Origin of the sequence: Micromonospora sp. LOL_013, assembly GCF_048060315.1 — a bacterium.
GTDB lineage: Bacteria > Actinomycetota > Actinomycetes > Mycobacteriales > Micromonosporaceae > Micromonospora_E.
The window spans coordinates 75,770-98,197 of record NZ_JBHMIQ010000014.1 but is presented as its reverse complement, the minus strand read 5'-3'; the positions used below and the strand labels follow the sequence as shown (position 1 = coordinate 98,197).

Sequence of the window (22,428 nt, the reverse complement as noted above, 5' to 3'; positions counted from 1 at the left end):
CGTCGGCCTTACCGGAAGCTTCTCGCTCCGGCCGGCCACGGCTATGGGAACGCCCGACCGTGGCGGCTGACCAACGACCAGACAGCACCGACGTGGGTGCGGGCACGACCACGGCGAAACGGCCGTTGTGCGTGCTGTCGCAGCCGGACCGGCCTGTCCGGTTGCGGCATGTCTGGCTACTGAGCTGCTGCTGCGAAGTGATGCCGTACTGTTATGCGATCTATGTTGTGCGGTTAGCCTGCGACGGGTCGGTTGTTCGTCTGTAACGCGAGGCTAGGTCGCGAGGGGCCGTTCGGTCAAGAAGTCATGATCAGACCGACAACGGAACGTAGGGCATCGGCGCGCTCACAGGCAGCATGTCGCGCTCAGGACGCGTCGGGATGAGTCGGAAATTTGGCACACCCCGCAGGGGGATGGCGTCCCGTCAGGTGGACCAGGGCTGCTCAGCATCCGGGTCGGGAACCTCGCCGGTCAGTGCCTCGGCATCCACCGTGTCGGTGAACTCGGCCGCCTCGGCGGACCGGGCGACCAACGCCTCCCGGACCACCGGCACAGCCACCCCCGCCGAGTAACCCTTGCGGGCGAGCATCGCGACCAACCGCCGGAACACCACGTCCGGAGCACCCCGGGCGGTACGCAGCTTGCGCTCGACGAGCTCCGCCGCGGTGGCCCGCTCGGTCGACTCGTCCAGCCCGTCCAGCGCGTCCCGGGCAATCTGCGGATCCACGCCGCGCTGACGCAACTCGGCGGCGAGGTTGCGCCGGGCCAGCCCTCGACCGTGATGCCGGCTGGTCACCCAGGCTTGGGCGAACGCCGCGTCGTCGATCATCCCAACCTCGTCGTACCGGTCGAGGACCGACCTGGCCGTGGCCTCGGAAATGCCGCGTCGCCGCAGTACGGCGGCGAGCTCCGCCCGGGTCCGGGGGCGGACGGCGAGCTGCCGCAGACAGATGTCGCGGGCCTGCTGCGCCTCGTCCACCGGCTGCCGGCCGGTAGCGGTGGACCCGGTGGCATGGTCGGCGGACCCGGCCGCCTCGGCGGAGCGGCCGGCACGGGAGGCGCGGGGACGGGGCGGAGCCGCATCCCAGCCCCTGCCCGTCCGTGCACCGCGTCGTCGACCAGCCATCCGGATCAGAAGTCGACCGGCGGCAACTCAGGCCCGCCGGCCTCGTCGGCACCGAGCGCACCGACGCCGAGCTTCTCCAGGATCTTCTTCTCGATCTCAGCCGCCACGTCCGGGTTCTCCCGGAGGAACTCCCGAGCTTTCTCCTTGCCCTGACCGAGCTGGTCGCCCTCGTAGGTGTACCAGGCGCCGGACTTGCGGATGATCGACTGCTCGACACCGACGTCGATCAGCGACCCCTCCCGGGAGATGCCCTTGCCGTACATGATGTCGAACTCGGCCTGCTTGAACGGTGCGGAGACCTTGTTCTTGACGACCTTGACCCGGGTCCGGTTGCCGACCACGTCGGTGCCGTCCTTGAGGCTCTCGATCCGTCGCACGTCGAGCCGCACCGAGGCGTAGAACTTCAGCGCTCGGCCACCGGTGGTGGTCTCCGGCGAACCGAACATCACGCCGATCTTCTCCCGCAGCTGGTTGATGAAGATCGCGGTGGTGCCGGTGCTGTTCAGCACACCGGTGATCTTGCGCAGCGCCTGGCTCATCAGCCGGGCCTGCAGACCGACGTGGCTGTCCCCCATCTCGCCCTCGATCTCGGCGCGGGGCACCAGGGCCGCGACCGAGTCGATCACGATGATGTCCAGCGCGCCGGAGCGGATCAGCATGTCGGCGATCTCCAGCGCCTGCTCGCCTGTGTCCGGTTGGGAGACCAGCATGGCGTCGGTGTCCACGCCGAGCGCCCTGGCGTAGTCCGGGTCGAGCGCGTGCTCGGCGTCGATGAACGCCGCGATGCCGCCGGAACGCTGGGCGTTGGCCACCGCGTGCAGGGCGACCGTGGTCTTACCGCTGCTCTCCGGGCCGTAGACCTCGACCACCCGACCCCGGGGCAGGCCGCCGACGCCGAGTGCCACGTCGAGCGCGATGGAGCCGGTGGGGATCACTGCGGTCTGGATCACCGGCCGCTCGCCCAGCCGCATCACCGAGCCCTTGCCGAACTGTTTGTCGATCTGAGCCAGCGCCAGATCGAGCGCCTTTTCCTTATCTGGCACTGCCGCCATTGCTGCCACCCCTACGTTCGCCGACTTCCCAGGCGTCCTGGCCGAGCTTCTCGTCACCCGGGTCACGCTAGGCGCTGGGTCCGACAGAAAACAGCCGACGGGCCGCAACCTGTGGATGAGCACCTAGCTGTGGACAATAGCCGAACAGATGTACGAGTGGAAAACCAGACACGCCCACGAATCTCACCACCCAAAGCAGCCATTCGACCGCAAAGAGTGAATGCAGCTACGCGAACGCGCGCCCGTCAAGCAGAGGTACCTACCCGTCAAGCAAAGGCACGACCAGCCGACAGAGGTACGACCGGCCGGCAAGCGACGTGCTACACACACAGGCCGGCTCCCGGATACCCCGAGACTCGTGAATCCCAGCTCGACCGGCACTCGCCGTTCAGCGCAACCGGCCGGGAACCCGGTCGGGGTACGCGGCGCAGACCGCCCGCCAGACCACCGCCGTCTCCTCACCCGCCGCCAGCGCCTGGGCGATGGTGCGCCCACCCAGCTGGGCCAGCACCTGATCGGTGGCGATGCTGCGGGCGTACGCCGGCCCGAACGCCTCGTCCAACCGGCCCCAGAAGTCCGTCAACCGCATCCCTACCTCCTTACTGCTTCGACGGAGCCGACACCGGGCGCAGCACCAACCCCAGCAACGGCACCGTGGCCAGCGCCGACAGCAACGTCAGGACGCCGTAACCGGACAGCCCGACGATGATTCCGCTGACCGCGCCGGCGGATGCGCCGGCCAGGCCCATCACCAGGTCCGACAGGCCTTGCACCGACGGACGGACGTCGACCGGCACCGACTCCGACAGCAGGGTCGAGCCCGCGACCATGGTGCCCGACCAGCCGAGCCCGAGCAGCACCAGCCCGATCACCAGGCGTACCGGGTCGTGACCGGCGGTGCCCGCCACAGCGCACGCGGCCAGCAGCAGCCCGGCCCCACCGACGATCACCGGCCGGCGACCGGACCGGTCGGTGAGCCAACCTACCACCGGCGACAGCGCGTACATCCCGGCAATGTGCAGGCTCAGCACCAGCCCGACGGTGCGCAGCAGGTCACCACCGGAATGCCCCATCCCGATGTGGACCGGAGTCATCGCCATCACCCCCACCATCACCAGGTGGCCGACAGCGACAGCGCAGACCCCGAGCCGCGCGGCTGGCCGGGCCATGACCACCGCGAACGCCGCCCGCATGCCTCGGCCGGACCCGGCCCGCAGACCCCGACCGGACCGCACCGGGGCGGTCGCCGACGCGGGGTCGGCGATCCGCCGGGCGGTCAGCAGCGGATCCGGTCGCAGCAACATCAGCACCAACAGCGCGGCCAGCAGGAACGCCAGCGTGCTGACGGCGAACGGACCGGCCAGCGGCGGCAGCCCGACCCCACTGGCCGACCGGTCGGCCAGCCCGGCCAGGTTGGGGGCGGTCACCGCGCCGACCGTGGTCGCCCAGACCACCAGCGACAGTTGCCGGCCCCGACGACGCGGCTCGGCGAGGTCGACCGCCGCGTACCGGGCCTGGAGCCCGGCGGTCGTCGCACCGCCGAACAGGACCATGCCGACGAACAGCAGCGGCACCCAGCGCACCGCCGCGGCGGCCACCACCAGCACCGCCCCGGTCGCACCCGTCAGGTACGCGAAGACCAGGCCGGGACGGCGGCCGTGCCCGTTCATGAGCCGGACCACGGGTACGGCGAGCAGCGCCCCGCCGACCACCGCGGCGCTCTGCGCCAGGCCGGAGACGGTCACCCCGCCAAGCTCGGCGGCGAGCAGGCCACCGACCGAGATCCCGATGGTGACGCCTACGCCGCCGATCATCTGGGTACCGGCGAGCAGCCGCAGCGTACGGCGTTGGATGCGGGTGACGTCACCGGGTGGCGGCGGATCGGTCACCGACGGCGGTGCGGTGAGTGCGGTCATCGGCGTACCGCCGGGGTCGGGTTGCCCAGACCGGCGAGCAGTCCGCGGACGACGCCGAGGTCGGTGACCAGCCCTCGGTAGGCAATCTGCTGGTCGTCGGCGCGCAGCACCGCCGAGGGATGGATGGTGGCCACCAGCTGAGCCGGGCCCACCGGGAACTCCTCGGGCCGCTCGGCCGAGGCCGGCCACGGCAGCGGTACGCCACGCGAGCGGGTCACCCGGAACGCCGGACCGAGCAGCGCCCGGGCCGCGGTCGCGCCGAGCACCACGACGACGGCCGGGCGCAGCATCGCGAACTCGGCGACCAGCCAGGGCCGGCAGGCCACAATGTGCACCCGGTCCGGGGTCTGGTGGATCCGTCGACCGCCGCGCGACACGAAGCGGAAGTGCTTCACCGCGTTGGTCAGATAGATCTGGTCGACCGGGATCCCGGCGTCGTCCACCGCCCGGCGCAGCAGCCGGCCGGCCGGGCCGACGAACGGCAGACCCTGGCGGTCCTCGACGTCCCCGGGCTGCTCGCCGACCATCACCACCCGGGCATCGGGGTTGCCCCGACCGAAGACCACCTGGCTGGCGGGCTGGTGCAGTTCGCATCCCAGGCAGCCGGGGGCGGCAGCGCGCAGGTCGGCGAGGCTACGGGCACCGGCGGGGACGTACCCATCGGCTCCGACGGTGGATTCGTGCACGGTCACGGGTCCTTCCTACCCGGTTGCGGATCGCCCGGTGCGCCTGGGTTGACGGGTCCGGGCGCGGCCCGCGTACCTCACCTGCCGACCCCGGTGCGTCCTGCTGGGCGCAGCGCGTCGTGCACCGCCGCGGCGAGCTCGCCGGCCCGGTGCTCGTCGAGCCCGCTGACGGTGATCCTGATCCCCGGCGCGCCGCGTAGCCGGTAGCGGGCTCCGGCGGAGACGGTGAATCCGGCTGTCTGCAGCGCGGTCACCACGTGGGTCTCGTCCGTCACCGGCACCCAGACGTTGATCCCGCTGCCGCCGTGGCTGGCCACGCCGTGGGCGGCGAGCGCGGCCCGCAGCGCCTCCCGACGGCGCTGGTAGACCCGGCCGGCCCCGGCCACCGAGGCGGTGACCGAGGGGTCGCGCCACAACTGTCCGAGCAGCCGCTGCAGGACCGTGGAGACCCAGCCGGAACCGATACGCATCCGACCGGCAACCCGGCTCAGTGTGGTCTCGTCGCCGGTCAACAGGGCGATCCGCAGGTCCGGGCCGTACGGCTTGCTGGCGGAGCGGACGAACGCCCATCGGGATGTCGCGCCGGCCAGCACGTGCGGCGGACCGTCGGAGAGCTCGGCGGCGTGGTCGTCCTCGATGAGCAGCACGTCGTCGGTCTCGCGCAGCAGCCGTCGCAGCCGGTCGGCCCGGTCGCCGTCCAGGGCGGCACCGGTAGGGTTCTGCGCCCGGGTGGTGACCACGATGGCGGACACACCGGCGGACAGCGCCGCCCGCAGGCCCGGTTCGGTAGGGCCACGGTCGTCCACCGTCATCGGCACCGGGGTGAGGCCCAGTGCCGCGATCAGATCCAGCAGGTTGGCCCAGCCGGGGTCCTCCACCGCGACCCGGTCGCCAGCGCGCAGATTGCTGGTGAGCAGGCGTTCGATCCCGTCCAGCGCGCCACTGGTGACGGTCAGACCGGCAGCCGGTAGGCCGTCGTCGGCCAACCGGACCGCAGCGAGCGCGGCGAGGTCGGGCAGCAGGCCGGCGTCGGCGTAGCCCTGCCCGGACGAGGTGTCGGCCAGCTGCCGGGCGACCGCAGCGAGATGTGTCGCCAGCGGCGGCAACAGCCGTGGATCCGGCTCGCCGGTGGACAGGTCCAGGGTGCCCGGCGGGGCCGGCGCGGACGGACCGGGCCGGGTCACGGCGACCGGTGGGCGGGCGCGGACCCGGGTGCCGCGTCGGCCGTCGGTGTCGACGATCCCCCGTTGGCGCAGCGCCTGGTACGCCTTGGCGACGGTGGCCGGGCTGACCTCGAGTGCGTCGGCGAGCGTACGCACCGCCGGCAGCAGGGCACCAGGTGCCAACGCACCCGTACGGACACCGGCCTCGACGCTGGCCGAGATCTCGGTCGCGGTCGCACCGGTCGGCTGATATTGTTCTGACACAAATATCATATTGTACTAGCACAATCTCAGGAGACCAAGTGTACCCCGCCACCGCCCGCACCACCGCCACGCGACACCTCAGCCGGGTGACCTACCAGCGCACCGAGGCACACCGCATCCTCGACGAGGCGTACCACTGCTGCCTGGCGTTCGTCGCCGACAACGCGCCCCGGGCACTGCCCACTCTGCACGTACGCATCGACGAGACCCTGTACCTGCACGGCTCCACCGCGAGCACCCCCCCTGCTGGCCGCCCGGGACCCACAAGGGCTCGCCGTCTGTGTGGCCGTCACCCTGCTCGACGGCCTGGTCTATGCCCGCGCCCAGGCGCACCACAGTGCCAACTACCGGTCAGTCGTCGTGCACGGCACCGCCCGGCTGGTCAGCGACCCGGCCGACAAGCGGCGGGCACTCGACGCCCTGATCGACAAGGCAGCACCGGGCCGGGCCGCGGACAGCCGGCCACCGACCAGCCGGGAACTCGCGCAGACAGCGGTGCTCGCCGTCGCTCTCGACGAGGTATCGGTCAAGGCCCGCGCCGGTGACCCCGTCGACGAACAGGCCGACCTCGCGCTGCCGTACTGGGCCGGGGTGGTGCCAATGCGCACCGTCGCCGACCCGCCGCAATCCGCCGCCGGAGTCACCCGGGCGGTGCCGACCTACTTCACCACCAGCGAGATTTCTCTCGCCAACGGACCGGCGGACAGGTGAGGATGCCCCCATGCTGGGCACCACCGACATCTGGACGTACGTCCTGGGCACCGTGGCGATCGTCCTGCTGCCCGGGCCGAACTCGTTGTTCGTCCTGTCCACCGCCGTTGCTCTCCGCACTGACGATGCAGTTCCGGCAGCGGCGACGGCTCGCCGCGACGGTCACCAGCGGGGTGGGCGCTCTGTTCCTCGGCTTCGGGGTCAAGCTCGCCACCGCCAGCGCCGGAGCAGCCTGACCGCCGGAGCATGGCCGCCGGAACAGCCCGACCCGTAGGAACAGACTGACCGCTGAGCGGCCAACCGCCACCGTCGGCACGCAGCTCAGCGCATCCGCCGTCCCCTCGGTACGGTGTCCGTCTCGTCGTCGAACTCGCCGATGACCTCCTCCAGCAGGTCCTCCAACGCCACGAAACCGATCGGCCGGTCGGCACCGGCACCGTTGGTGACCAGCGCTAGCTGGACCTGGTCGGCGCGCATCGCCGCCACCGCCTCGGTGACGGTTGCCGTCGCCGGCAGCAGGAACGGCCGGCTCATCAGCGATTCTGCGGTCGGCGCGCCGTCACAGGTGTTCGCCCGTACCGCGTCGCGTACGTGCACGATGCCGATCAGATCGCCGGCCTCCCCGCAGACCACCAGGCGGGACCGGCCGCTGCCCCGGGACAGCTCCTCCACCCGCTCGGCGGTGTCCGTCCGGGCCACCGCGACAACCTGGTCCACCGGCTGCATCACGTCCCGGACAGTGGTGCGCTCCAGCTGGAGCATCTTGGCCAGCAGCTCGTGCTGGTCCGGCGGCAGCAGCCCGTGCTCCCGCGACTGTTCCAGCAGGATGCGCAGCTCGTCCGGGCCGTGCACCTGGGCGAGCTGGTCCTGCGGTTCGACCCGGAACGCCCGCAGCACGGCATTGGCGATCGCGTTCAACCCGGACAGGACCGGCCGGGACACCCGGGCGAACGCCCGGAACGGCAGCGCCAGCAGCAGCGCCGACCGCTCCGGGTGGGTGATCGCCCACGACTTCGGTGCCATCTCGCCGACCACCAGGTGCAGGAAGACCACCAGGGCGAGGGCGAACAGGAACGCGACCAGGTGACTGGCCGCGTACGGCAGACCGGCCCGTTCCAACAGCGGCGCCATCAGCCGCTCCACCGCCGGCTCGGCCAACGCGCCCAGGCCGAGGGTGCAGACGGTGATGCCCAACTGCGCCCCGGCGAGCATCAGCGACAGCTCGCGGGAACCGTCCAGCGCTGCCCGGGCCGCCCGCGAGCCGCCCGCCGCGGCCTGTTCCAGGCGATACCGCTTGCTCGCCACCAGGGCGAACTCCGCGGCCACGAAAAACCCGTTCAGTGCGAGCAGCACCAGTGAGGTCAGCAACGCCCACCCGGTGCTCACCCGATCACCTCCAGCCGTACCGAGTCAGGCACGTGCCGGTCGACGGAGATCACGTGCAGTACGGCCCGCCGGGCCGGATGGTGGCCGTTGCCGGCGGTCATCTCCTCCAGGCTGATCGAGATCTGGTCGCCGACCTCGGGCACCCGGCCTAGTTCCCGCATGACCAGGCCGGAGAGGGTGTCGTACTCGGGGGCGGTCGGCAGCTCGACACCGGTGGTGTCGGCGACCTCGTCGATTCGCCAGCGGGCCGGCACCAGCCAGGAGCCGTCCGGCTGGCGGGCCGGGGCCGGCTCCGGCGGGTCGTCCTCGTCCCGGATCGGGCCAACCAGCTCCTCGGCGATGTCCTCCAAGGTGATCACCCCGGCGAAGCCGCCGTACTCGTCGACCACGCAGGCCAGCTGCCGGTGCCCCTTACGCAGCCGGTCCAGCACCGCCGGCAGCGGCAGAGTCTCCGGCACCAGCAGCGGGGGGACCATCACCGCCGCGACCGTCGTCACCGCCCGTCGCGACGGCGGCACGGTGAGCACGTCCGCGATGCTGGCGATGCCGACCAAGTCGTCAACGCCGTCCGAGCCGTGCACCGGGAACCGGGAGTGCCCGGTGTCCAGCAGCTCCACCAGCCCGGTCAGCGGCGCGTCGACCCGTACCGTGTGCACGTCGACCCGCGGCACCATCGCCTCGCCGGCGGTCAGCTGCCGGAAGTGCAGCCCTCGGTCGAGCAGCGTGGACATCGCCGAGTCGAGGTGCCCCTCCTGGCGGGACTCGGCGATGATCTGGCCGAGGTCCTCGGCGGTGGCGCCACTGGGCAGCTCCTCGATCGGCTCGATGCCGACCCGCCGTAGCAACCGGTTGGCCGCGATGTCGAACATCCGGATCAGTGGTCCGGCGACGGCCAGGTAGATCAGGGTCGACCGGCTGAGCGCCCGGGCCAACGTCTCGGCCCGGGCGAGGGCGAGGTTCTTGGGGGCCAGCTCACCGAGGACCATCTGCACCACGGTCGAGATGATCAGCGCCAGCCCGACCGAGATGGTCAGGCTGGCGGCCGGCGGAACACCGACCCCACCGAGCAGCTCGGACAGTCCGGCGCCGAGGTACGGCTCGGCGACGTAGCCGACCAGCAACGCGGTGACCGTGATCCCCAACTGGGCACCGGAGAGCATGAACGACAGCCGGCTGGTCACCCGCAGCGCCCGGGCGGCGGCCGGGTCGCCCCGGTCGGCCAGGGTCCGCAGCCGACCCCGGTCGACGGCGACGTAGCCGAACTCCTGGGCGACGAAGTACCCGGTCGCGACCGTCAACACGGTGATCAGAAAGAGACCGAAGACGATCAGCACCGGGGGCTCAGCGCTCCGGCGACCGGCGGCCGGAATGTCGGCAGCCGGGTGCTACCCGGCTGGCTACTGCTGCCCTCCTGGGCAGGAGCATCGGTCATGGCCGGATTATATAGTGGTCCGCCGCTGCCCACCGGTACCGTCGCCGCCGGTGCTGTCGACCGCCATTCCGTCCGCCTCGTCGGTGACCAGCAGGTCGCGCCGGACCAGATTGGCCCGGTAGGCGGTCCGACCGATGATGTGGGCCGCGACCGGCGCGGTCGCCATCTGGAAGACCGCCACCATCAGCAGAGTGGCCAGTTCGGTGCCGCTCTGCAGCCGCAACGCCAGCCCACTGAGGACCAGTAGCAGGCCGAGAACCTGCGGCTTGGTCGCCGCGTGTATCCGGGCGGCGACGTCGGGGAAGCGCAGCAGACCGATGCTGGCCGCCAGGCTGAGCAACGCGCCGCCGATCAGCAGCGTGCCGGACAGTACGGTCAGCACCCCGTTCACCGTTGCTCCCGTTCGGCGGCGGCCACCGCGGGCGGGCGGGCGGCGACGAACCGGACGATGCTGACCGAGCCCACGAACCCGAGCAGGGACAGCACCACCAGCACCGGCAGGGTGGTGGCGTGCCGGTTGACCGCCGCCTCGGCGGCGAGCCCACCGACGATGATGGCGATCAGCACCTCGGCGGCCACCACCCGGTCGAGCAGTGTCGGACCACGGATGATCCGCCCGACGGTCAGCAGGGCCGCCACGGCCAGCAGGACGGTCACCACGACGGCCACGAAGGTCATCGATTCTCTCCGTTCCCTGGGCGGGGATCGTTTCCTGGAAATGGATGGTCGGCCGGGCGAGGAAGGTCGGCGAGGTGACGCACGTCGTCCGCCGAGCCGACGGCCCGGACGATCCGCTCCTCCAACGCCAGCACCTTCCGCCGGGCCCGCTCGACGTCGTGGTGGTCGACGACGTCGAGCACGTGGACGTAAAGGGTGCCGCTGGCCGGGTCGGCCTCGACGATGAGGCTGCCCGGGATCAACGACAACGCCTCCGCGGTGAGGGTCAGGTTCAGGTCGGTCCGGACCCGGAGCCGCACCGCGAGGACCGCGCTGCGCGGGGTGTGCCCGAACCGGACGGCGGTCCAGGCCACCTGCGCGCTCGCGATGAACAGGTCGACGACGAACCGGACGAGGAAGCGCAGCACCGCCAGCGGCCGAATCCGGCCCTCGAAGGCGACCGGCGGCAGCGGGAAGACGGTGACCACCACCAGTGCCACCAACGTCCCGCCGAGCAGGTTGCCGACGGAGAACCGCCCGTAGAACAGGTTCCACAGCACCACCAGAGCGGCGACCGCGACGATCTGGGTACGCCAGCGCGCGGCCCTGGACACCGGACTCATCGGGCTCCTCCCTGCGGGAACACCGCGTCAACGTACGGCGTCCGACTCACCAGGTTGGCTGCCGCCTCGGTGCCGATCTGGTACAACGGTCCGGCCAGCACGGTCAGCGCCAGGCCGAGCAGCACCAGTGCGGTGGTCGCGCCGACCAGCAGGGGCGGCATCGGTTCCACCGACCCCGGGCCGTCGGCGGCGAGCGGGGTGGAGGCCGAGTCGGTGGACGGCACCCGGACACCGGACACCGCCCGGGTGACGGACGGCACCGTTGCCGGCTGCGGGGCCGTAGCAGGTGCCGGTGCCGGCGCCGGACCGCCCGCTGCGGCCTGCGGGGCCGTCTTGCGCCAGAAGGCGAGATTCCACACCCGGGTCACCGCGTACAGGGTGAGCAGGCTGGTCACCACCGCGCCGGCGGCGACCACCCAGACCAGCGGTCCGCCGTCGGCGGCCCCGGCCTGCAGCAACCCGAGCTTGCCGAGGAACCCGGAGAACGGTGGTATGCCGGCCAGGTTCAACGCGGGCAGAAAGAACAGCGCGGCGAGCAGCGGCGCGGCCCGGGCCAACCCGCCGAGACGTTCCAGGTTGGTGCTGCCGCCCCGGCGCTCCACCAGCCCGGTCGCCAGGAACAGCGTGGTCTGGATGGTGATGTGGTGCACCACGTAGAAGATCGCCGCCGCCAGTCCGGCGGCGGTGCCGAGCGCGATCCCGAACAGCATGTAGCCGATGTGACTGACCAGGGTGAACGAGAGCAGCCGCTTGATGTCCGACTGCGCGACGGCACCGAGGATGCCGACCACCATGGTCAGCAACGCGACCACCAGCAGCAGGTCGCGGGTGCGTCCGCCGGGGAACAGCAACGTCTCGGTACGGATGATCGCGTAGACGCCGACCTTGGTCAGCAGACCGGCGAAGACGGCGGTGACCGGAGCCGGCGCGGTCGGGTAGCTGTCCGGCAGCCAGGCCGACAGCGGGAACACCGCCGCCTTGATGCCGAACGCGAGGAGCAGCATCAGCTGCAGCACCAGCCGCAGATCGTCGGGAAGTCCGTCGAGCCGGTCGGCCAGCTGCGCCAGGTTCACCGTGCCGGTGGCGGCGTAGACCAGCCCGATCGCGGTGAGGAAGATGACCGAGGAGAGGATGCTGACCACGACGTACGTGGTGCCGGCCCGGATCCGTACCTCGGTGCCGCCCAGGGTGAGCAGCACGTAGCTGGCACCGAGCAGGATCTCGAACCCGACGTACAGGTTGAACAGGTCCCCGGAGAGGAACGCGTTGGTCACTCCGGCGGTGAGGATCAGGTACGTCGGGTGGTAGATCGCCACCGGTGTGCTCTCCCGGCCGTCGGCACGACCTTCGCCGATCGAGTACAGCAGTACGCAGAGCGTCACCGCGGTGGAGACCACCAGCATCAGGGTGGCGAGCTGGTCGGCGACCAGCACGATGCCCAGCGGCACCGGCCAGCCACCCACCCGTACCACCTGGGGTCCTTCGATGTGGGCGGTGACCAGCAGGGCGAGCGCGACGCCGAAGCTGACGGAGAGGGCGGCGACGCTGGTGGTCCGCTGGGCGCGCGGATGCCGGGCCAGCACCAGGGTGATACCCGCGCCGAGCAGCGGCACGATCACCGGCAACGGCACCAGGAAGCTCACGGGTCGCTCCGATCGAGATCGCCGGCGCGGGCCGGGGCGGTACGGGGGGCACCGATCGCGTCGATCGGGTCGGTGTCGTTGTCGTCGCTGTCCTCGGCGTCGTCCTCGGCGTTGGGTCCCTGGTCGGCGAGGGCGCGCTGCACAATGAGCCGGTCCTCCAGGTCGTCCTGGACCTCGTCGTGGCCGAAGAGCAACCAGCTGCGGTACGCCATGGCGAGCAGGAACGCGGTGAGCCCGAGCGTGATCACGATCGCGGTGAGGATGAGCGCCTGTGGCAGCGGGTCGCTCATCTCCTCGGCGGCGGTCACCTCGGCGATGGGCGCCCCGCCGGGCCGCCCGCCCAGCAGGATCAGCAGGTTGGCCCCGTTGCCGAGCAGGACCACCCCAAGCACCACCCGGGTGAGACTGCGTTCCAGCAACAGGGTGACGCCGGCGGCGAAGAGCACCCCGACGACCAGGACGAGCACGATGTTGGGCGGCATGTCAGCTCCTTCCTCCGGCGACCCGGTCGCCGGCGGCACCCGGTGCGGTGGCGTCAGCGGCGGCGAGCTCGCCCGGCGGGGTGTCGTCCACCTCGACGTCCGGCTCGGCGGACCGCGCGATCTGCCGGTCGACCTCGGCACCGAGGCTGCGCAGGATGTCCAGGACCAGACCCACCACGATCAGGTAGACGCCCACGTCGAAGAAGAGCGAGGTGACCAGGTGGACGTCGCCGATCACCGGCAAATGCAGGTCCACGATGGCGCTCTGCAGCACGTCGGCGCCGACCAGGATCGGACTCAGCCCGGCGCCGATCGCCAGGAACAGACCGACGCCGAGCACCAGCCCGGCGTCCACCGGTGCCGCCTCGTTGAGTTCGTGGCGGCCACCGGCGAGATAGCGCACCGCCAGCGCCAGCCCGGCCACCAGCCCGCCGGCGAACCCGCCACCGGGCGCGTTGTGGCCGGAGAAGAGCAGGAATATCGAGTAGACCAGGATGGCGTGGAACAGCAGCCGGGTGACCACCTCGAAGATGATCGACCGGCCCCGCGGGGTCTGGGTCGCGCCGCCCCGCAGCCAGATCCGTTGGCGCCGGGACCGGGCCGGCGGGGACGGGCCGCCCGGCCGGTTACCGTGGCCGGCTGCGGTCGCGGCGCCGACCCGGCGGGGACCCGGCCCGGTACGCGGCCGCAGGAACACCAGGCTCGCCACGCCGGTCGCCGTGACGACCAGCACCGAGATCTCCCCCATGGTGTCCCAGGCCCGGATGTCGACCAGCGTCACGTTCACCACGTTGCGCCCGCCGCCGTACTCCACCGCCTGTTCGGGGTAGGCCGCTGAGACGGGTGCCGCGTCCCGGTTGCCGACCGCCGCCATCGCCATGCCGGACATCACCACGCCGACGACGACACCGAGGGCGATCCGCGCGTACCGGCTGGAACGCAGTGGACGTTCCGAAAAGTAGATCGGCAGCCGACGAACCACCAGGACGAACACCACGATGGTGATCGTCTCGACGAGGAACTGGGTGAGCGCCAGGTCGGGTGCGCCGTGCAGGACGAACATCAACGCGGTGCAGTAACCGGTCACTCCGGCCAGGATGACTGCCTTCAGTCGGCGTTGCGCCCGGACCGTGGCGATCGCGGCGACCACCAGGACCGCTGCCACCGCGATCTGCACCGGCGTGTCGTACCAGCGCCACTGCCCGGTCCACGGCCGGGTCACCAGCAGCGCTCCACCGGGCACGGTGACCAGCACCAGCAGGATGATGCCGAGGTACTGCGGCAGCGACCCGCGCTGGGTGGCGCCGGTGACCTCCACCGAGATCCGGTCCAGCAGGTGGGTCGCCTGGGCGTAGCTGGTCGCCCCGTCGGTCGGAGCACGCAGCCGCCGCTGCACGGCGGCCACCCGGTCCCGGGCCAGGAACAGCGCGGCACCGCCGACGAGCGCGACCAGGGACAGCCCCAGCGCGGGGGTGAACCCGTGCCACAGCGCCAGGTGGTAGTCGCCCGGACCGAACAGCCCGGCGTACGGGGTGAGCACCGTGTCGACGACGCCGGCCGCCGGCCCGAGCAGCAGACCGAGCAGCGCCAGTACGCCGACCGGCAGCACGAACACCGGGCCGACCGACACGGCGGCAGTCGGCTCCCGACCGGGCTTGCCGACGAACGCGCCCCAGATGAACCGGGCACTGTACGCGGTGGTGAACACCGAGCCGAGGACGATCAGCGCCAACACGACCGGGTCCGGTGCGAACGCCTCCAGGACCGCCTCCTTGCCGACGAAGCCGAGCAGCGGAGGCACCCCGGCCATCGACGCGGCGGCGAGCGTAGCGGCCACGGCGACCGCCGGCATCCGGCGGCCCAGCCCGCTCAGCTCGGTGAGGTCGCGGGTGCCGGCGCACCGGTCGACGATGCCGACCACCAGGAACAGGGTCGCCTTGAACAGGGCGTGGGCGAGCAGCATCGTCGCCCCGGCCAACGCCGGGCCGCGTTCGCCCGTGCCGGTCACCACCACCAGCAGACCGAGCTGGCTCACGGTCCCGTACGCCAGCAGCAGCTTGAGGTCGGTCTGGCGCAGCGCCGCCCAGCCGCCGGCCAGCATGGTGGCGGTGCCGGTGGTGACGATCAACCAGTACCACCAGGGGTTGCCCGCGTACGCCGGTGACAGCAGGGCCACCAGGTAGATGCCGGCCTTCACCATGGCGGCGGCGTGCAGGTAGGCGCTGACCGGGGTGGGCGCGGCCATCGCCGAGGGCAGCCAGAAGCTGAACGGGAAGATCGCCGACTTGGCCAGCGCACCGACGAGGACCAGCACCAGCGCGACGGCCAGGTAGCCGCCCCCCGGCGGTGGGCTGGCCGCGATCTGCGACCAGCGGTAGGTGCCGGCCTGCTCACCGAGCATGATGAACCCGACGAGCATCGCCAGGCCGCCCAGGGTGGTCACGATCAGCGCCTGGGCGGCGGCCCGGCGGCTGGCCCGTTTCTCCGTATGGTGGCCGATCAACAGGTAGGAGAAGACGGTGGTCAGCTCCCAGAAGACGTAGAGCAGGATCAGGTCGTCGGCGAGGACCAGACCGAGCATGGCTCCGGCGAATCCGACGAAGTTCGCGGTGAACCGGCCGAGGCCGGGCTCACCCGACGCGAAGTAGCGGGCGCAGTAGATCAGGACCAGGGCTCCGACGCCGCCGACCAGCAGCACCATGAGCCAGGACAAGGTGCCGACCCGAAGCGTCAGGTCGAGGCCGAGCTGCGGCACCCACCGGTACGTCTCGTCGAGCGTGGCACCGTCGCGTACCGCACCGGTGTTGGCCAGTGCCCAGCCGGCGGCGGCGCCGGGCGCGGCGGCCAGCAGGTAGCAGGCACGCGGACCCCACCAGCGGACCAGCACCGGCGCCACGAGCGCCGTCACCAGGTGGACGATGAGCAATACCAGCACGGATGGCTCCAGGTAGGTATCGTCGCGGGCCCACGCGTCGGCATGGGTCCGTTGCCGGGCTTGCCCGCCCAGCGGGAGAGGAACGCCGGACGGCGCGTCGCGGCCGTAGCGGAGGGGTGACGTGGAAGTGGCGAAGGCTCGGGACGTCCGGCCCCGGACTCCGCCGGTTCGGTGGCCCGGTTCAGTCGAGAATGGGCAGGTGTGCGGCCGCAGTGGTCAGCTGCGCCGCCAGCTGGTCGGGTGGTGCCCGGCTGGAGCAGGGCCGGGTGCCGCGGCGCAGGAGCGGACCGGCGGCCGACGACCGGGCCGCCTGGCCGGTGACGGATGGCGCGGCGGACCAGGTTGGCGTGGTGACGGCACCGGTCGGAGTGCCGTGGTCGTCACCGGCTGGGCCGGGCCGGGCCGACACGCTCTGCTGCTGCCGGTGGTCGGCGTCGTCGACGCAGTTGCGACCACCGGGCGAGACGGTCTGGTGCAGCAGCGCGGCTCCGATGGAGGCCGGCCCGGCGGCGACGGCGACGGCCGGTACGGCGACCGAGGCGGCGCCGTGCACGGCGGTGACGGTGAGCAGGACGAGTAGAACGACGGCGATCCTGCGCGGAGCCGGGAGGTGGCGCAGCTGTGCCATCCGTGCCCCCCTCCGCTGTCGATCCCCGCCAGCCTACCGGTCTCCCGGTGCCGGCCGCCTGACTGGCCGGCCCGCCGGGCGGTGGCCGGGCCTGGACGTCGCCGGTTCCCGGAGCTTGGATGGTAAGCGATCAAAGCAGATTCGGTGATTACCGTACGGTTACCGTCATGTGCCGGCTGGTTCGGTGGGAGCCGTTGCCGTCGCCGTCGCGGCGGGCATCGCCGGACTGGCCGGCGTCGCGGGTCCGGCGGGTGCGGGCACGTCGGCGAGCGGCAGCAGACCTCGTCGGCTGACCAGCAGCATGTGGTAGTGCACGGTGGCGCGGACCCGCGCCCGGTCGGCGGCGCTCGCCGATCCGCTGTCGACGACCAGGGCCCGCAGGGTGTCGGCGAACCGGTCCACCGCCGCCGGGTCGAGCCGGTGGTGCCGCAGCCGCAGCAGGGCCACCAGGCCGTCCACCTTCCGGAGTAGAACCTCCGTGTCGTGGTGGAGGCCGCGCTCGACAACGGGCATGGAGGTACTCCTTGAGAGATCGGACGATGACGGAAAGTTACTCCATAACTACTAAGTCGGGCAAGCCAGACCTGCCGGTTCCACTCGAATTTGTGGATCCGGTCGCCCGGGCGGCCCAGCTTCGTCGTACCCGGCGGGCAGGATGGTTCACGCAGGCAGCCGGATGTACCGATGGAGGGACCAGCGATGACCGCGGTGTTGGAGCGCTTCGGGGCGGCCACCCGGGAGTGGTTCTCCGCCGCCTTCGCCGCCCCGACCGCCGCGCAGACCGGCGCGTGGGAGGCGATCAGCGACGGCCGGCACGCCCTGGTGGTCGCACCCACCGGATCCGGCAAGACCCTCGCCGCGTTCCTCTGGTCGCTGGACCAGCTGACCCGCTCGCCCGCTCCCGACGATCCGCGGCTGCGGTGCCGGGTGCTCTACCTGAGCCCGCTCAAGGCACTCGCGGTCGACGTCGACCGCAACCTGCGTACCCCGCTGGTCGGCATCGGCCAGGCCGCCGCCCGCATCGGTGCCCCGGCGCCGCAGGTGACCGTCGGTATCCGCACCGGCGACACCCCGGCCGATCAGCGACGCGCCTTCCTCCGGCAACCGCCGGACATCCTCATCACCACTCCCGAGTCGCTGTTCCTGCTGCTCACCTCGGCCGCCCGGGAGTCGCTGCGCGGCGTGCGTACGGTCATCGTCGACGAGGTGCACGCGGTCGCCGGCACCAAACGCGGCGCGCACCTGGCGTTGTCGCTGGAGCGGTTGGACGCGCTGCTGCCGGCACCCGCCCAGCGGATCGGCCTGTCCGCCACGGTCCGGCCGATCGAGGAGACCGCCGAGTTCCTCGGTGGCCGTCAGCCCGTGCAGATGGTCGCCCCGGCCACGACCAAGACCATCGATGTCAGCGTCCAGGTGCCGGTGCCGGATCTCGACCAGCTGGACGAACGCGAGACGGCGCAAGAGGACCCCGATGGTCCGCCGCCGGCCGGCCGGTCGATCTGGCCGGCCGTCGAGGAACGCGTCTTCGACCTGATCCGGCGGCACCGGTCGACCATTGTGTTCACCAACTCCCGGCGCTCGGCGGAACGGCTCTGCGCCCGGCTCAACGAACTCGCCGCAGACCGGGCGGACGACACGGACCAGCGGTCCGGACCGCCCCGCGCCGACAGCAGCGGCAGCGACCGGCGGTCCGGCACCTGGATGCCGGCGGAGGTCATGGCCCAGTCGGACACCGCACACGGCGCCCCGGCCGTGATCGCCCGCGCCCACCACGGCAGCGTGTCGCGCTCCGAACGGCAGCAGATCGAAGAGGCGTTGAAGTCCGGCCAACTGCCGGCGGTGATCGCCACCTCCAGCCTGGAGCTCGGCATCGACATGGGTGCGGTCGACCTTGTCGTACAGATCGAGGCACCGCCGAGCGTCGCCGCCGGCCTGCAGCGGATCGGCCGGGCCGGGCACCAGGTGGGCGCGCTGTCGCACGGGGTGATTCTGCCCAAGCACCGTGGCGACCTGCTGGCCTGTGCGGTGGTCAGCGAGCGGATGGCCAACGGCGCGATCGAGCAGTTGCGGTACCCGCGCAACCCGCTCGATGTACTCGCCCAGCAGATCGTCGCGATGGTGTCGCTCGATCCCTGGCCGGTCGACGCGTTGGCGACGCTGGTGCGCGGCGCGGCCCCGTACGCCGAGCTGCCCGACTCGGCGCTGCACGCGGTGCTGGACATGCTCTCCGGCCGGTATCCATCGACCGCGTTCGCCGAGCTGCGGCCCCGGCTGCTCTGGGACCGCGACGCCGACCTGCTCACCGGGCGGCCGGGCGCGCAGCGGCTGGCCGTCACCAGTGGCGGCACGATCCCGGATCGCGGCCTGTTCGGCGTCTTCCTGGCCGGGGCCGAACGGCCGGTACGGGTCGGCGAGCTCGACGAGGAGATGGTTTACGAGTCCCGGGCCGGCGACGTCTTCCTTCTCGGTGCGACGTCGTGGCGGATCGAGGAGATCACCCCGGACCGGGTGCTGGTCACCCCCGCCCCGGGCCAGGCTGCCCGGATGCCGTTCTGGAAAGGCGACCAACCTGGTCGCCCGGTCGAGCTGGGCCGGGCGCTGGGCGCCCGGCTGCGCCAGGTCAGCCGACAGGACCCGACCGCCGCCCGCGCCGGGCTGTTGTCGTCCGGTCTGGATGACTGGGCCGCCGACAACCTGCTGCGCTACCTCGACGACCAGCGCACCGCCGTCCGGAGCCTGCCGGACGACCGGACGGTCGTCGTCGAACGGTTCCACGACGAGCTCGGCGACTGGCGCCTGGTCGTGCACAGCGTCTTCGGTGCCCAGGTCAACGCCCCGTGGGCACTTGCGATCGGGCACCGGATCAGCGAGCGGTACGGCGTCGACGCCCAGGTGCTGCCCGCCGACGACGGTATCGTCATCCGGCTACCCGAGATGGCCGACACCCCACCCGGCGCCGACCTGGTCGCCTTCGACAGCGACGAGATCAGCCAGCTCGTCGAAACAGCCGTCGGCGGGTCGGCCCTGTTCGCCGCCCGGTTCCGGGAATGCGCCGCCCGGGCGCTGCTGCTGCCCCGCCGGGATCCGCGACGCCGGCAGCCGCTGTGGCAGCAGCGGCAACGCGCCGCCCAACTGCTCGACGTGGCGCGCGAGTTCACCGACTTCCCGATCACCCTGGAGGCGGCGCGGGAATGCCTGCGCGACGTCTTCGACATGCCGGCATTGGCCGGGCTGATGGGTGACCTGGTGGCACGGCGACTGCGGCTGGTGGAGGTCGAGACACCCCGACCGTCGCCGTTCGCCCGGTCCCTGTTGTTCGGCTACGTCGGAGCGTTCCTCTACGAAGGGGACCTGCCGCTGGCCGAGCGCCGGGCCGCCGCGCTGAGCCTCGATTCGACGTTGCTCGGCGAGCTGCTCGGCCGGGTCGAGCTGCGGGAGCTGCTCGACCCGGCGGTGCTCGACGAGACCCACCGCCAGCTGCAGTGGCTGGACGGACACCGCCGGGTACGCGACGCCGAGGACCTGGCCGAGCTGCTGCGGGTCGTCGGCGACCTGTCCGACGCCGAGTTGCGGGCCCGGCAGATCGACCCGGGCTGGCCGGCCGAGCTGTCCCAGGCCCGGCGCGCGCTGCGGGTGCGGATCGCCGGGCAGGAGCGGTGGATCGCGGTGGAGGACGCCAGCCGGATGCGCGACGCGCTCGGTGTCGCGCTGCCGGTCGGCGTCGCCGCGGCGTACCTCGCCCCGGTGGCCGACCCGCTCGGCGACCTGGTCGCCCGCTACGCCCGTACCCGGGGGCCGTTCGACACCGCCGGGTGCGCCGCCCGGTTTGGGTTGGGTGCCTTCGTCGTCGAACAGACCCTGCGGCGGATCGCCGCGACCGGGCGGATCGTGGCCGGCGAGTTCACTCCCGAGCGGGCCGGCACCGAGTGGTGCGACGCCGACGTGCTGCGGCTGCTGCGGCGCCGATCGCTCGCGGCGCTGCGCCGCGAGATCGAGCCGGTGCCGGCCACCGCCCTGGTCCGGTTCCTCCCCCGGTGGCAGCAGGTCGCCGACCCGGGTCGTGGGGTGGACGGCGTGGCGGCCGCCGTCGAGCAACTGCAGGGGGCGGTCCTGCCGGCCGCAGCGGTGGAACGCCTGATCCTGCCGGCCCGGGTGGCCGACTACTCCCCCGCGCAGCTGGACGAGCTCTGTGCCTCCGGCGAGGTCACCTGGTCCGGTGCCGGCGCGGTCGGCGCCGGTGACGGCTGGATCCGGTTGGTGTTCACGGAGACCGCGCCGCTGCTGCTACCGCCGCCGGACCCGGCGCTCACGCTGACCCCGGTGCACGAGGCGGTGCTCGCCGCCCTCGCCGACCAGCAGGCGCTGTTCTTCCGGCAACTGGCCGACCGGGTCGACGCGGCGCTCGCCGACACCACTGGCGTCGCGCCCGCCGGCAACGCCGATCCGGCCGGGCGGATCGAGACGGCGATCTGGGATCTGGTGTGGGCCGGCTGGCTGACCAACGACACACTGGCTCCACTGCGGGCCGTACTCGGCCCACACTCGAGACAACGGGTCCGCACCGCCGCCGGGCCACGGGGTCGGGCCCGGCGGGTCGGTCAGGAGTTCGTCGCCCGTACCGCCGCACCGCAGCTGGCCGGCCGGTGGTCACTGCTGCCACCCCGAGACCCCGATCCGACCCGGCGGGCGGCGCTCGCCGCCGACGTGCTGCTCGAACGGCATGGGGTGGTGACCCGGGGGGCGGTCGCCGCCGAGGGGCAGCCAGGTGGCTTCGCCGCCGTGTACCCGGTGCTGGCCGCGTTGGAGGAACGCGGCGCGGCCCGCCGGGGCTACTTCGTCGACGGGCTCGGTGCGGCCCAGTTCGCCGTACCCGGTGCGGTGGACCGGCTGCGGGAACTCGCCAATTCCGATCCGGCGCACCGCCGGCAGCCCGAGGCGGTGGTGCTGGCGGCAGCCGATCCGGCGAACCCGTACGGTGCGGCACTGCCCTGGCCGGAGCGACCGGTGGACAGCGCCGACGAGTCGGCGGCGGGGCACCGACCCGGGCGCAAGGCCGGGGCGCTGGTGGTCCTGGTCGACGCGGAGGCGGCGCTCTACGTCGAACGCGGCGGTCGCAGTCTGCTCTGCTTCACTCAGGACGGACAACGGCTCGAGGCGGCGGCCCGGGCGCTAGCCGACGCGGTGAGCTCCGGGGCACTCGGCACCATCTCGGTCGAACGCGCCGACGGGGAGCGGGTACACAGCTCCCCGCTGCGGACGGCGCTGGCCGCCGCCGGCTTCCGGGCCACCCCACGTGGACTGCGGCTACGCGGCTGATCGTAAACGTCGGGCCGGGCACCGCCGGCACGGGCGGGGTACGCCGGATGTACCCCGCCGTCGGCGGTGCGCTGCCGACGGACCGCCGACGGGGTACCTCAGGCACATGCCCGAATCGTTCCTGTGGAAGGCTTAGCGGGTGGTCCCGTACTCCGTCGACAGATGCCCCTGCTGTGGCTACCGGACCGGATGCACCACCTGCCCCGTCTGCTTCTGGACCGACGACGGCCAGGGCGATGACGACGCTGAGGTGGTGCGCGGCGGGCCGAACGGCGACTTGAGCCTGTCCCATGCCCGGCTCAACTTCGCAATCTACGGTGCCAGCCATCTGCGGTACGCCGACATCGTCCGGCCCCCGCGTCCTGACGAGTCTCCGTAGCGATTCCAGTGATCCGCCGGGTGAGGAAT

General features: G+C 72.1%; 19 protein-coding genes and 2 pseudogenes. 5 read left to right on the top strand and 16 right to left on the bottom strand.

Annotation, left to right across the window (positions count from 1 at the left end):
* Positions 1-424: 424 nt before the first annotated feature.
* From ACFHWS_RS11675 to ACFHWS_RS11650, 6 genes are all read right to left on the bottom strand, one after another.
* The gene (locus ACFHWS_RS11675; protein WP_416552820.1) at positions 425-1,126 is read right to left on the bottom strand and encodes a regulatory protein RecX; all 702 of its coding nucleotides are present in this window, start codon (positions 1,124-1,126) and stop codon (positions 425-427) included.
* Positions 1,127-1,131: 5 nt separating this feature from the next.
* Positions 1,132-2,178: a recombinase RecA gene (recA, locus tag ACFHWS_RS11670; protein WP_278168039.1), complete on the bottom strand. Its 1,047-nt coding sequence runs from the start codon at positions 2,176-2,178 to the stop codon at positions 1,132-1,134.
* A gap of 388 nt (positions 2,179-2,566) precedes the next feature.
* Positions 2,567-2,767, bottom strand: a complete 201-nt coding sequence (locus tag ACFHWS_RS11665) for a DUF3046 domain-containing protein (protein ID WP_281554019.1) — start codon at positions 2,765-2,767, stop codon at positions 2,567-2,569.
* A 10-nt stretch (positions 2,768-2,777) separates the two neighbouring features.
* The gene (locus ACFHWS_RS11660; protein WP_416568155.1) at positions 2,778-4,094 is read right to left on the bottom strand and encodes an MFS transporter; all 1,317 of its coding nucleotides are present in this window, start codon (positions 4,092-4,094) and stop codon (positions 2,778-2,780) included.
* Positions 4,091-4,780: a UdgX family uracil-DNA binding protein gene (locus ACFHWS_RS11655; protein ID WP_416568170.1), complete on the bottom strand. Its 690-nt coding sequence runs from the start codon at positions 4,778-4,780 to the stop codon at positions 4,091-4,093. The genes ACFHWS_RS11660 and ACFHWS_RS11655 overlap by 4 nt, the downstream gene beginning before the upstream one ends.
* A gap of 77 nt (positions 4,781-4,857) precedes the next feature.
* The gene (locus tag ACFHWS_RS11650) at positions 4,858-6,207 is read right to left on the bottom strand and encodes an aminotransferase class I/II-fold pyridoxal phosphate-dependent enzyme (protein ID WP_416568154.1); all 1,350 of its coding nucleotides are present in this window, start codon (positions 6,205-6,207) and stop codon (positions 4,858-4,860) included.
* Between ACFHWS_RS11650 and ACFHWS_RS11645 the strand changes: the two are divergent.
* The 3 genes and pseudogenes from ACFHWS_RS11645 to ACFHWS_RS11635 all read left to right on the top strand — a co-directional run.
* A pseudogene (locus ACFHWS_RS11645) lies at positions 6,120-6,383 on the top strand (hypothetical protein); the annotation flags it as partial. The gene ACFHWS_RS11650 and the pseudogene ACFHWS_RS11645 sit on opposite strands and share 88 nt — an antisense overlap.
* A 106-nt stretch (positions 6,384-6,489) precedes the next feature.
* Complete coding sequence (locus tag ACFHWS_RS11640) at positions 6,490-6,918, top strand: pyridoxamine 5'-phosphate oxidase family protein (protein WP_416568153.1); 429 nt, start codon at positions 6,490-6,492, stop codon at positions 6,916-6,918.
* Between the two features lie 10 nt (positions 6,919-6,928).
* Positions 6,929-7,151, top strand: a pseudogene (locus ACFHWS_RS11635) (hypothetical protein); the annotation flags it as partial.
* An 88-nt stretch (positions 7,152-7,239) separates the two neighbouring features.
* Here the strand turns inward: ACFHWS_RS11635 and ACFHWS_RS11630 are convergent.
* The 10 genes from ACFHWS_RS11630 to ACFHWS_RS11585 form a co-directional block, all read right to left on the bottom strand.
* On the bottom strand, positions 7,240-8,304 hold the full coding sequence (locus ACFHWS_RS11630; RefSeq protein ID WP_278168030.1) for a hemolysin family protein: 1,065 nt from the start codon (positions 8,302-8,304) through the stop codon (positions 7,240-7,242).
* Positions 8,301-9,638: a hemolysin family protein gene (locus tag ACFHWS_RS11625; protein ID WP_416552829.1), complete on the bottom strand. Its 1,338-nt coding sequence runs from the start codon at positions 9,636-9,638 to the stop codon at positions 8,301-8,303. Before ACFHWS_RS11625 ends, ACFHWS_RS11630 begins: the two co-directional genes overlap by 4 nt.
* 105 nt (positions 9,639-9,743) lie before the next feature.
* A complete protein-coding gene (gene mnhG, locus ACFHWS_RS11620) occupies positions 9,744-10,127 on the bottom strand; it encodes a monovalent cation/H(+) antiporter subunit G (protein WP_416552831.1) in 384 nt (127 codons plus the stop codon).
* The gene (locus tag ACFHWS_RS11615) at positions 10,124-10,414 is read right to left on the bottom strand and encodes a monovalent cation/H+ antiporter complex subunit F (protein WP_123600656.1); all 291 of its coding nucleotides are present in this window, start codon (positions 10,412-10,414) and stop codon (positions 10,124-10,126) included. The genes mnhG and ACFHWS_RS11615 overlap by 4 nt, the downstream gene beginning before the upstream one ends.
* A complete protein-coding gene (locus ACFHWS_RS11610) occupies positions 10,411-11,016 on the bottom strand; it encodes a Na+/H+ antiporter subunit E (protein WP_416552834.1) in 606 nt (201 codons plus the stop codon). The genes ACFHWS_RS11615 and ACFHWS_RS11610 overlap by 4 nt, the downstream gene beginning before the upstream one ends.
* Entirely contained in the window at positions 11,013-12,659 is a 1,647-nt protein-coding gene (locus ACFHWS_RS11605) for a Na+/H+ antiporter subunit D (RefSeq protein WP_416552836.1), read from the bottom strand. The genes ACFHWS_RS11610 and ACFHWS_RS11605 overlap by 4 nt, the downstream gene beginning before the upstream one ends.
* Positions 12,656-13,141 (bottom strand): Na(+)/H(+) antiporter subunit C, encoded by a 486-nt coding sequence (locus tag ACFHWS_RS11600; RefSeq protein WP_416552838.1) that lies wholly within the window; start codon positions 13,139-13,141, stop codon positions 12,656-12,658. The genes ACFHWS_RS11605 and ACFHWS_RS11600 overlap by 4 nt, the downstream gene beginning before the upstream one ends.
* A 1-nt stretch (position 13,142) precedes the next feature.
* Complete coding sequence (locus ACFHWS_RS11595) at positions 13,143-16,076, bottom strand: Na+/H+ antiporter subunit A (protein WP_416568152.1); 2,934 nt, start codon at positions 16,074-16,076, stop codon at positions 13,143-13,145.
* Between the two features lie 181 nt (positions 16,077-16,257).
* The gene (locus ACFHWS_RS11590; RefSeq protein WP_416568151.1) at positions 16,258-16,704 is read right to left on the bottom strand and encodes a hypothetical protein; all 447 of its coding nucleotides are present in this window, start codon (positions 16,702-16,704) and stop codon (positions 16,258-16,260) included.
* Positions 16,705-16,869: 165 nt separating this feature from the next.
* Positions 16,870-17,217: a hypothetical protein gene (locus tag ACFHWS_RS11585; protein WP_416552844.1), complete on the bottom strand. Its 348-nt coding sequence runs from the start codon at positions 17,215-17,217 to the stop codon at positions 16,870-16,872.
* 186 nt (positions 17,218-17,403) lie between these two features.
* On the opposite strand from ACFHWS_RS11585, the gene ACFHWS_RS11580 reads away from it, so the two are divergent.
* Together ACFHWS_RS11580 and ACFHWS_RS11575 are read left to right on the top strand one after the other, a co-directional pair.
* Positions 17,404-22,020: an ATP-dependent helicase gene (locus tag ACFHWS_RS11580; protein ID WP_416552846.1), complete on the top strand. Its 4,617-nt coding sequence runs from the start codon at positions 17,404-17,406 to the stop codon at positions 22,018-22,020.
* A gap of 139 nt (positions 22,021-22,159) precedes the next feature.
* The gene (locus ACFHWS_RS11575; protein ID WP_282229947.1) at positions 22,160-22,399 is read left to right on the top strand and encodes a CPCC family cysteine-rich protein; all 240 of its coding nucleotides are present in this window, start codon (positions 22,160-22,162) and stop codon (positions 22,397-22,399) included.
* Positions 22,400-22,428: the final 29 nt, after the last annotated feature.